The following is a 576-nucleotide window of genomic DNA, read 5'->3' as shown; positions in this document are numbered from 1 at the left end:
ATTGTAGTTAAAAATGTTTGTTTTACCACCCTAGAACCCCCTATTTTGCGATATTCGATCCTGTCTAAACAAGATATTATTAATAAACAAGATATTTGTTAAACAAGGGGAGCGTGCGCCACAAAACGCCCTAAACACCGCATGAGTTTTTCAAACTCATAGGCTAACGCCAGGTTTGCGCTATCTTGTTTGATTTTGCTAACGCAAAACCATCTACGGCTAACGCCTACGATTTCAAACTGCGATGCGCTTTTGTCCATGCTTCGCTTATCTGTGTTTGCTTGTCAGCAAACAATCGGTGCAAAACCGCTTGAATGCTCGCTTACGCTCGCTCTGCGGTTTTGTATTGGTTGGATTGATAACACAAGATATATGCGCTTTTAGATCCTAAACTAGTGAGATTGGCTATCGGTAAGCAACTAAAAGGAAATGAAGTTGTTTGAAGTCAGTCAGATTGATTGAAATTTTTTCAGCGCTGTCAGTCAAAAAGTTTTTTTTTTCAACGCTAATGGCTTGAAAAAGTGATCATGACTTTTTGAATTTTTTCCAACACTCAGATTTTTAGCCAATTTTTGT

The 576-nt window shown here is 38.4% G+C and carries 1 protein-coding gene; it reads right to left on the bottom strand.

Annotation, left to right across the window (positions count from 1 at the left end; translation table 11 throughout):
- Positions 1-98 precede the first annotated feature (98 nt).
- Positions 99-260 carry a hypothetical protein gene (locus ACFIMW_RS09520; RefSeq protein ID WP_375667129.1) on the bottom strand — a complete coding sequence of 54 codons (162 nt, stop codon included), beginning with the start codon at positions 258-260 and terminating at the stop codon, positions 99-101.
- Between the last annotated feature and the right edge of the window lie 316 nt (positions 261-576).

This window comes from Bartonella sp. AC329YNZD (assembly GCF_042196685.1).
Classification (GTDB): Bacteria; Pseudomonadota; Alphaproteobacteria; order Rhizobiales; family Rhizobiaceae; genus Bartonella.
This window is presented reverse-complemented; position numbering and strand designations above follow the sequence as displayed.

Coding starts and splice junctions, on each gene's coding strand:
- ACFIMW_RS09520 (WP_375667129.1), bottom strand. CDS start 260: ATGGACAAAAGCGCATCGCAGTTTGAAATCGTAGGCGTTAGCCGTAGA.